This window comes from Streptomyces sp. NPDC057854 (assembly GCF_042797055.1).
Classification (GTDB): domain Bacteria; phylum Actinomycetota; class Actinomycetes; order Streptomycetales; family Streptomycetaceae; genus Streptomyces.
The window spans coordinates 1-9,437 of record NZ_JBHVMF010000049.1 but is presented as its reverse complement, the minus strand read 5'-3'; the positions used below and the strand labels follow the sequence as shown (position 1 = coordinate 9,437).

Annotated in this window: 8 protein-coding genes; 3 read left to right on the top strand and 5 right to left on the bottom strand. The window is 67.3% G+C overall.

The window, feature by feature from the left end; genetic code table 11:
* Positions 1-310: 310 nt before the first annotated feature.
* Positions 311-820, top strand: a complete 510-nt coding sequence (locus ACFVQZ_RS36225) for an SLATT domain-containing protein (RefSeq protein ID WP_383629145.1) — start codon at positions 311-313, stop codon at positions 818-820.
* A 413-nt stretch (positions 821-1,233) separates the two neighbouring features.
* Here ACFVQZ_RS36225 and ACFVQZ_RS36220 read toward each other — a convergent pair whose 3' ends face one another.
* Positions 1,234-3,114: an alkyl/aryl-sulfatase gene (locus tag ACFVQZ_RS36220; RefSeq protein WP_383629143.1), complete on the bottom strand. Its 1,881-nt coding sequence runs from the start codon at positions 3,112-3,114 to the stop codon at positions 1,234-1,236.
* A 248-nt stretch (positions 3,115-3,362) separates the two neighbouring features.
* Here ACFVQZ_RS36220 and ACFVQZ_RS36215 point away from each other — a divergent pair, with 248 nt between their 5' ends.
* Positions 3,363-3,947, top strand: a complete 585-nt coding sequence (locus ACFVQZ_RS36215; RefSeq protein ID WP_378230576.1) for a recombinase family protein — start codon at positions 3,363-3,365, stop codon at positions 3,945-3,947.
* 681 nt (positions 3,948-4,628) lie between these two features.
* Positions 4,629-4,931 (top strand): hypothetical protein, encoded by a 303-nt coding sequence (locus ACFVQZ_RS36210; protein ID WP_378230574.1) that lies wholly within the window; start codon positions 4,629-4,631, stop codon positions 4,929-4,931.
* 296 nt (positions 4,932-5,227) lie between these two features.
* On the opposite strand, the gene ACFVQZ_RS36205 is transcribed toward ACFVQZ_RS36210, so the two are convergent.
* The 4 genes from ACFVQZ_RS36205 to ACFVQZ_RS36190 all read right to left on the bottom strand — a co-directional run bounded on the left by ACFVQZ_RS36205 (position 5,228) and on the right by ACFVQZ_RS36190 (position 9,403).
* Positions 5,228-6,751, bottom strand: coding sequence for a PIN-like domain-containing protein (locus ACFVQZ_RS36205; RefSeq protein WP_378230572.1), 1,524 nt, complete (start codon positions 6,749-6,751; stop codon positions 5,228-5,230).
* 109 nt (positions 6,752-6,860) lie between these two features.
* On the bottom strand, positions 6,861-7,049 hold the full coding sequence (locus ACFVQZ_RS36200; RefSeq protein WP_383629140.1) for a hypothetical protein: 189 nt from the start codon (positions 7,047-7,049) through the stop codon (positions 6,861-6,863).
* Between the two features lie 291 nt (positions 7,050-7,340).
* Positions 7,341-7,862 (bottom strand): hypothetical protein, encoded by a 522-nt coding sequence (locus tag ACFVQZ_RS36195; protein ID WP_378230568.1) that lies wholly within the window; start codon positions 7,860-7,862, stop codon positions 7,341-7,343.
* The gene (locus ACFVQZ_RS36190) at positions 7,859-9,403 is read right to left on the bottom strand and encodes a hypothetical protein (protein WP_378230566.1); all 1,545 of its coding nucleotides are present in this window, start codon (positions 9,401-9,403) and stop codon (positions 7,859-7,861) included. The genes ACFVQZ_RS36195 and ACFVQZ_RS36190 overlap by 4 nt, the downstream gene beginning before the upstream one ends.
* Positions 9,404-9,437 lie beyond the last annotated feature (34 nt).

Below are 9,437 nucleotides of genomic sequence, written 5' to 3'. Positions count from 1 at the left end.
GTGGTGGCACGCCGTACGCGGAAGGGCCCCCGCCGTTGATGAGCGGTGACCTCGACCCCGCGGCGCTCGTGAGTACGTCGTCCTGCCGCGGGGTCGGTTTTGTCGTCGTGCGTCTCGGTACCTGGTGCAGACCATTGCCCCCGGCTCCCGCGCGCCTGTCACGTCCGGCGGTGGCCCTCCTGGAATATCTCCCCATGCCTTCACTCCACGCTGGTCGTGCGGTCGCGATGGCCGTTGGACGAGGTCTCCTCGTTCACGGGCTGGCGCGCGTTCTGCTTCTTCACGAAGAAGAGGAGGAGGGCGGAGGGTAGTGGGCACGTATCGGCGGTCGAAGAGGGAGCCGCCAGCAGGTTCACCTCAACACGAACTGGAGTACCTCAGATCGGTCGAGAGTCTCGCGGAGGAGTACAGCCGGAACGGGAAGAGACGTCTTCGCCGTCATGAGGCAACGGTGTTCACCGCGCTCAGCGCCTCGGCCGGTGTGCCGGTGGCCGTTGCGGCAGGTGCTCCTGGCTGGGTCCTAGCGTCACTGGGTGCCGTCGCCGCAGTCAGTCAGGCCTCACAGCAATTGTTGCGCGGCCGGGAGCTGGGAACTCAGAGTCACGCGATCGCCGTTGCGCTGAGCCGAGCGCTGCGACGACTCCGGTTCGACTCGGGGGCGATCACTGAGTACCAGCAGCGCCGCGTATTCGAGGCTCTTGTCGAAGAGACGGAGGGCCTACTCAGCAGCCAGGACGACAGGATGCTGGAGCTGATGCGTTACGAGGCAAAGGCGCAACCGCCTGGCGCGGATGTGGCCGCGCCCGCGACGCGGGACTGACTGCATCCAGCGCTCAGCGCCATTTGCCGGCGGGTCGCTATTGGGGCCCAACGTCGCAACGGAACCTGTGGCCGCGGTGCGGGTACCGTCTCACAACCGACCGTTTCTCGGGCGTCGCAGAACTAGGTACTGCGACGCCCGAGAACTTGTCTGTCAACGGCCTTGCAGATCCCGCCGTTCTCAGAGGTTTCGCACAGGTCGATGCGCTGTTCGGCGGTGCCCGTGACGACATCGGCGAAGGCCCTCGAGCCGACCCCCGCGAGAGCCGCGACCGACACCGCTTCGAAGACCTACACCGTCATGACTGGGTCGATCATCCGCTGCCAGCCGGCACCACCCGGTGCTCCTTGTCGCTCGGGGGTTCACGGGGCGTGTCCTAACATGCAACAGACGCCGACGGGTTCTGTCTCCGTTCAGGGCGTGACGATGGCGAAGGCCGGGTCGGGTGCGGTCAGCACGCCGAGGAGGCGTGTGAGCGTTGCGGGGTCGCCGTCGTGCTGGACGTCGTTGAGGTCGTGTCCGGCGAGGATGCCGAGCAGCTGGGTCTTGGTGAGCCGAAGGGTGAGGTCGACGGCCGCTGCGCGGGTGGGGTTCGTGGTCTGGATGAGGACCCCGTTCGACAGTTCGGTGCGGACCGTGTCGCCCGAGTCGGTGAAGATCCAGTCGATGACGAGGGGCTGCTGAGCCGCCTTGAGACCGTCCACGCGGATCGCGAGGGTGTCGAAGAGCTGGTCGACCGAGAGCCCTGCGGCCATGCCGGCTCCCAGGTCGCCCATCGGGGGCGGCGTGATGCCGTGGCGCAGCTCCTGGGCTCCGGCGAGATAGAAGCCGCGCCAGGTGGCGTTCTCGGCCCCGTAGCCGAGCTTCTCGTACACGCCGGCGAGGGCTTCCGTCGCCTCGGTGTCGTCGGGGTCTGCGAAGACGGCGTGCTTGAGCAGCTCGGCGGCGAACCGCAGGTCGCCGCGATCGGCGTACCCGGCCGCCTTCTCCTTGACGGCGTCTTGCCCGCCGATGACGTCCACGTAGCGGTTGGCGGCCTCGACGGGCGGGTGTGCCCACAGCGACGACGGGTTGCCGTCGAACCAGCCCATGTACCGCTGGTAGATCGCCTTGACGTTGTGGCTCACCGACCCGTAGTAGCCGCGGGCGTGCCACGCGTCGTCGAGGACTGGCGGCAGCTGGATCTCCTCGGCGATCTCCGCTCCGGTATGCCCGGTGTTGAGCAGTCGCAGCGTCTGGTCGTGGAGGTAGGCGTACAGGTCGCGCTGCTGGGACAGGAAGGTGACGATCTCGTCCTGCCCCCACGTGGGCCAGTGGTGAGACGCGAACACCACGTCGGACTGGTCCGCGAACAGCTCGATCGACTCGTTCAGGTAGCGCGCCCAGATGCGCGGGTCGCGCACCAGTGCTCCGCGCAACGTCAGCAGGTTGTGCAGGTTGTGGGTCGCGTTCTCGGCCATGCACAGCGCCCGGCGGTCCGGGAAGAGGAAGTTCATCTCAGACGGAGCCTCGGTACCGGGCGTCATCTGAAAGACGATGCGGACCCCGTCGACGACCTCCTCCTGCCCCGTGCGGGTGATGTCCACGGTGGGCGGGAGCAGGGAGATCGTTCCGGTCGAGGTCCCGATGCCGAGGCCGGTGCTCATCTGTCCCGTCGGCCCGGGGCCGAGGATGGGGGCGTACATATACGAGGCGCGGCGATTCATCGCAGTTCCTGCGTACACGTTCTCCGACACCGCATGCTCAAGGAACCCCACCGGCGCGAGGATCGGCACGGCCCCGACCCCGTCGGGCAGAACCCCGCCGGCGCCGCCGAAGTGGTCGCCGTGGGAGTGGGTGTAGATCAGCCCGGTGACCGGGCGGTCGCCGCGGTTGCGCCGGTACAGGGCGAGGGCCGCGGCGGCCGTCTCCACGCTGATGAGCGGGTCGATAACGATGATGCCAGTGTCACCCTCGACGATCGTCATGTTGGAGATGTCCAGGCCGCGCACCTGGTAGATCCCCTCGGTGACCTCGAACAGGCCATGGACGGCGCACAGCTGCGCCTGGCGCCACAGGCTCGGGTGCACCGTCTCGGGTGCCTCGCCTTGAAGAAACCCGTACTGCTCCATATCGAAGACGACGCGACCGGTCGCGTCCGTGATCGTGCAAGGCCTGAGCTGGTCGACCAACCCCCGCTCGGCGTTGTCGAAGTCAGTGCGGTCGGTGTAGTCGAGTGCCACAGCGGTCCCCTTCGTCTGTCCGTGCGCACGGGCATCCCGGCGCTCGGCTTCACTGTCCCAAGCGATCCCCATTCGTGCGCGGTGAGGCATAGGCCACCCCAGGCAGCAAGCGGCGGCACTGGCGGAGGTCGCGATGGGAGGACGGCAGGAGAGCGCCCTTGTCGATATCGGACAATCCATCCCGATGTCTCAAAACTGACCGTTTCTCGGACACTGCGTCCGCCAACGCGACACGCCGAGAGAACGTGTCGCAGAACTAGTGTCCGGAAACCCCTGGTGTCGCGAAACGTGCCCCGGGGGTTTTCGCTACCGTCGCCGCTATGGCACACGTCTACGGGTATGCCCGGGTCTCCACCACGGCGCAGAACCTCGCCGCACAGATCGACGCACTCACGGGGCCCGGCGGGGTCGACGAGCGTGACGTCGTCGTGGAGAAGGCCTCCGGCCGCCGCGAGGACCGGCCCGAACTCGCGCGGGTCCTCGCGCAGCTGCGTGAGGGGGACACGCTCGTCGTGACGAAGCTGGATCGGCTCGGCCGGTCTGCGGCGCACGTCGCGCGTCTGGTGCGCGACCTTGACGAGCGCGGCGTCACGCTCCGGTCACTGTCGGAGACGCTCGATACCTCGAGCGCGGCCGGGCGGCTCATGGTGCACGTGCTGGCCGCCGTCGCGCAGATGGAGGCCGACCTCGCGCGAGAGCGCACCCTCGACGGGCTCGCGGCCGCACGCGCGCGGGGCCGCGTCGGCGGCCGGCCAACCGTCATGACCCCCGACCGCATCGAAGCCGCCCGTGTCGCCCTCGCCGGCGGTCAGTCCCGCGCTGCTGTCGCCCGCGCCCTCGGGGTATCCCGAGACACGCTCTACCGGCACCTTCCAGGCCTGGGCTCATCGGTTGGTGAGCGCTGATGCCTCGCCGGAGACGATGCCGGCGTTGTCGTGAGCCGCTGAACTGGAAACTGCGCAGCGACGCCGCCTATTGCTCTCCCGCGTGCAAGCAGGCCGACTACCGCGACCGAAGTTCTCTGCCTCGCGAGTGGACCCGAGAGCCCCTCGACACGTTCGCGGTGTGGTTCGACGAAGAGTTGCGCGAGGCTCGAAAGTGGCTGCCGGAGCTGGTTCCCCCCTCGAGCCTGCACAACCGGCGCGTCTTCGAGGTGCTCTATGTCGGTCCAACGCCCTGTCGGCGCCTCGGCTGCTCATCGCGGCCACGAGGCAAACGCTTCCTCCTTGGTCGAGCGCATGCCTCATCGCCCGAACTCGGCCCGTTCTGCAGCAGCGAGTGTCTTTACCAGTACGCGATGGGCTACGAGGGCTAGGCGAAATTGAACATGTGTTCTAGGAGTCCTGTTACGGCTATAGGGCTCTGACCAGGGAGTATGTCGAAACGGTGTCCACGGATGTTTGCGAGAGGGGTTGTAGACAGTCAGGCTTGTACCGACGCCAGTTCTCCGACCGCGACATCCGGTCCGAGGTCGGGAGCAAACGAAGGGCCGAGCAGCTGGAACTGCCCGGCCCATCGCGGCTGACAACTGAATACGTACACCTGGCACGCACGTCGTCGGCTCTACCGTTCAGGAGCATCCTGACATGCCCAGCACATCAGATCCAAGACTCGCCAGCACCTTTTCACCGGTGCTGGCTGGTTCTGATCTGGGCGCCGTGCGCTGCCACCCCTTCCACAGCAACCGGAAAGAGGTGGGGCACATGCCTCCTCAGTCACCCCTCACGCGACCCCCGGCGGAGTCGCACAGCAGCATCGCGCTCGTCCTGCTGTTCCTTTTCGCGCTGAACACGAACGGCGCCGCAGTCGACGAAGCCGCGGCATGCCTGAGCACCCTCACGCATACCGAGATCTCGCAGGAGGTGAACGGGGAGGACGTCGCCCCGTAGACCATCCGCAACGCTGTGATGCCCGTGAAGGGCCCCGGCCCCGGCCGGGGCCCTTCACGGGGCGAGCCGGCATCACATGGGGTCGCGGAGGGCGACGTCGACGCGCTGCTGCAGCGCGTCCCAGAGCCGCACCTGCAACCCGTCGAGGTCTCCCCGGCCGCGGGGAGCGTGCACAACGACTCACTCGCCCTCGTCGAGCCCGTCGCCTGACGCCAGCACCGAACGCGCGAGAACCGCGCGGTCGTTCCACGGTGGTCCCAACACTGAGGGAGAGGGGTACCCCGTATCCGTGACGATCAAGGTCGGCCACCAGGACGAGCGCGTCGTCGCCCGGTTCGCCAAAGCCGCGAAAGATCCGGGCCGACACGTCGTCTGCCGTCGGGAGGCGCCTGCCCCTCGAAAACGTCGTGGCGATCTGCTGCGCGTTCAACCTTGGGGAGGTCGTGCTGAGCGGCGTCGAGTTCGTCCGCCACTCGCTCGATGTCGCGCGCTGCCTGGTCGAGGCGGTCGCGATCCTGGCTACTTGTCCGGCCCTTCGAAGCCTGCACGATCCGTTCCACCTCGTTTGTGCTCAGGCCCGCCATGCCGCGCCGTGCAGCTTCGATCGTCGCGAACGCTCCGAGGGTCTGGCCGTCTCCGACGAGTGAGCTGGCGAGGTCGTCGCGGCGCCGAGCCTCCTCGAGCGCACTGAGAGCTGCGCCCTCTCCCATTCCTGCCGTGAGCAGTGAGCTGACGAGACGGGTGCCCAACAGCCCCTCCCTAGCGGCCATCCAGAGGCGCCCGGTCTCTTCGAGGCGCTTCTGCTCGTCAGCGTCGACTCTCCAGCCCGCCCGGGCGAGACGCCCGAGCTCGGACTCGACGGGAGTGGCGGTAGCGCTCAGCATCCCGTGTCCCTGGAAGGCTGCGAGTCGCTCGATGATGCTCTCGGCGTCGGCCGTCGCGCGCGCGAGCTCGTCCTCTTCCTCCAGGTTCTCCGTGGAGACGGTGATGTCGAGCGCAGGTGCTCGCTTCAGGAGCTCGCGCGAGTCGAGCTGGTAGTACTCGTGCCCGGTCTCGCGTCGGAACTCCGAGATGAGGAGAGGATGGGGGACGGTCGGCATGCCCGCGCCTCCGGCCTGCCACCAGTTGCCCTTCGCGTCGTCGGTGACGAGCACGATGTCGGTCTCGTGCTTGCGGGCATGGGCGAGAACTTCGCACCAGAGCAGGTAATCGCCGGCTGCGGCAGCGGCACCGCTGGCGGCGGCCTTGTGCGCGTCGTCGTACCCGGGCGGAAGTCTCAGGGGGACGCGGATCGAGGTGAAGTCCCGAACGCGTGCTGCCAGGTTCTTCGCTCGCGGTGGCTGTCCGACCTTGCCCTCAAGTAGGGCTTCGAGCTGGTTGAGGATCGGGTCGTCGGCCAGATCGATGCGGTGCGGATCGTCCTCCTCAAGCGCGGCGAGGCCGTCGACGATCTGCCCGAGAAGAGGGTCCACGAGCGCCCTCACCGCAGCGGAGGTCTCGTCGTAGCGCCCATCGCCCCCGAAGGACTTCACGGCCTTGTGGAGAGCCGTCGTGGCCGTGCGGAGGGCTGCGTAGGCGTCGCTGATCCCCGCGGCAGCAACTGGACGGTTGCGGTGGAACTCGACGCCCACCTGGTAGGGGAGGAACAGCCGCCCCCCGATGGTCTTGAACACCTCGAGCCGCTTCGTGCGCAGATCGGGGGAGGCGCGGTACAGGCCAAGGAGCACATTCGTGTCCAGCACGACCGTCGCGTTGACGAGCGCGTCGTCGACTTCGCCGTCGTCGGGCCGCTCGTAGTGGTGGCTGAACTGGGATCGCACGCGCACACGCTACGCCTTCGGCGTTCGCTGTCAGTGGGTCGGGTACGTTCGCGCACACACGACGCCCCCACCACATCCCCCTGGTGGTCGGGGCTCGTCGCGTCTGGGCTCAGCGGCGCTCGACGGCGTCGGCCCAGAGCCACGCCCACCCCTCACGCCCCTCGCGGGAGAGGTAGCGCACGTGGACCTGGCGGCCTGCCCACGCGACGGCCTCGCCGTCGACACGGGCCTCGCCGCTCTGGCGCGGCGTGATCCACGCGCGCACCGGGATGCCCTCGGGCGGGCGCACAATCGCCACGCCACGGCGTGCGATATCTGGCGCCTCCTCGGCGTGGTCGCGCATCGGGACCGTCTCGATGCCGGACGGCCAGCCGCCCAGAGGCGGACGCCGACGGGTACCTACGACACCAATCGTATTCGAACAGATGTTCCCCTGAGTAGACCACCGAGAGGTGTTGGAATGACGGTGTTCTGCGTCGTTGACAGTGTCTGCGAAAGGGTCGAACGGCCAAGCGCGGGCCTGCTTTCGCGGGCCCGCGCCGGAGGCAATTAGGCCACGGGTTCGCCGAGGGCCGTTGAGAGCGGCCTGCTACTGCGCACTTGCAGCGAGCTGGGCTCCGTAGTCACTTGACAGCTTGAGTACCGCATCGGTGTCGTCGGGTGTGGCAAGCCATACTTCGATGAGGAACTCCTCGGTTGCAGTCTCGGTGGCGGCGCCTACGTCGCGATCTCGCCCGCGTGAAGAGCAGCGGAGCATGTGCGGCGCTTCGGGCGCGAGTGCGAGGTTGGGCGAATTTCCGTCGTCTCCGGACTCCATGAAGCCGCGGATGACGAGTTCGCCGTGGTGCGGGCGCAGCCGCACCTGGACTACGTCCTCCCACTCATCAAGTTGCGCCTCCGCGGGCCGATCCCCTGTGGCCCATACGACGTGGACGGGTCCCATGTAGCAGCCTGTGGCGATCAGTGCGCCGCCCGAGGGATTGGACCGGACCAGCCCGTTGGCGAAGAGGATCGATTCCTCGCTCGGCTCGGGGTTCTCCGGGGAGTCGACGGCGATCATTGAGTAGTCCGCGAGCTGGACCAGGGAACCGCTCGTTGTCGTCATGGTCACCTCACCAGGATGGTGAACTTGTCGCCGACGAGCACACGGTTGTCCTTGTAGAACGTGGTGAGCATCGTGCCGGCTGTGCGGTTGTGCCCGGTCAGGACCATGCACCTACTGAATCCGACCGATCCAGAGCCACTAGCGATCGGGAGCTTGCATCCGGCGAACACTCGGGCGGTGCCGCCTGCGCTCGCGCCCTGGGCCGTTGACGCGAACGGGTACTCGTCGCACTCGTGACCGGTCGGGCGCGTCAGCGTCTTTGGGCACGCCTTGTTGCGGTTGGCGGTCTTGATGGCCGTGGTTGTTCTCGTCAGCGTCGAGGGCAACCCTGAGTTGATGGCCTGGGAGATGTGCGCGGTGACCAGGCTGTATGCACCGGTGCGGTAGTGGACGAGCGAGATGGGTCCAGCCGGGAAGACGCAGCCCTTCCCCATCCCGGCGACCGCGTTGTTGTCGCAGCGCGGGGATAGGGAGTACGAGGCGAAGACCCCGCTGGGGAGTGCTCCGGGCTTGGTGATCGTGAAGCTCCAGTTGCTTCGCACCGTCGCGGACTTGCCGTACGTGATCTCCGGTGCGAGGCGCCCGATCGCGTGGATGGTGTTGGCGAGTAGCGGTTGCTTCGTCAGGGAACCGGTCTTGCCCGTGCAGTAGCTCGAGCACTTGAACGATCCGCTGATGCTGACGCCGCTTTGCAGGTTGCCTGTGCTCATTGTGCGTCGGACGGACGTCTGGTTGAACACCTGACTGGATTTGGTGTCCGTGTACACGTAGACCACGACGGTCTTCGTGAGGGAGCCCGCCTGTCGGATCGCCCCGCCCTGTCGAATGTAGGAGACCGTGGTCGCCTTCGACGCCATGCACGAACTAGTGCGCCAGGTCAGCGGCCGCGACGTCGCGGTCGTACAGGACGACGGCGGCTTGACGACGGCGTACCCGGTCGCTGCCACGGAGGCAGCGGTGCCTGTCTCGAGCCCTTGCTGAATCGAGAGAGACGAGCCTTCGGGCACGTCACGCCCTGCCGCGAGGTTCGCCTCGACGACCGGGGACAGGCTCTCGTCCAGGACGACGGGGTCTTCCCCGATCTCGTCGAACATCGACTCGACCTCGGCCGGATCTGCTGCCATCGGCTTCTCTGCGCACAGGATCTCGGTGCTGCCGTCCTCCAGCACCGTCTCCTCGCAGTATTCATACTCGCCGCCGGTCTCAGACACTGGCCAGCTGGTCTTGGGGAATGTCGGGCGGGGAATGGGGAAAGTCCCCAGCGCGTATCCGTCGTGCTGAGTCAGGACGGGGTCGTGCTCGTCGACGCATCCCTCATAGTCGGGCGTGGCCGTCGCGGAGTCGATGCATGGGAGCGCCGTGTCGTCCGACTCGGTGTCACAGTCGGTCAACGTGGGGTCGCAAGCCGGGTCGGGCAGGACGAGACTCTGTGAAGCCTCGGCGGGGCCGGAGACTGGCGGCGCAGTGCTCGCCATCGCAGACCCCGGTAGGGACAACGCCGCGAGCATCGCGACTGCAAGGAGGAGCGAGATCCTCTTGTTCCTCATGCACACCTCATTGGTGCATTGGCGCATCTAGCGC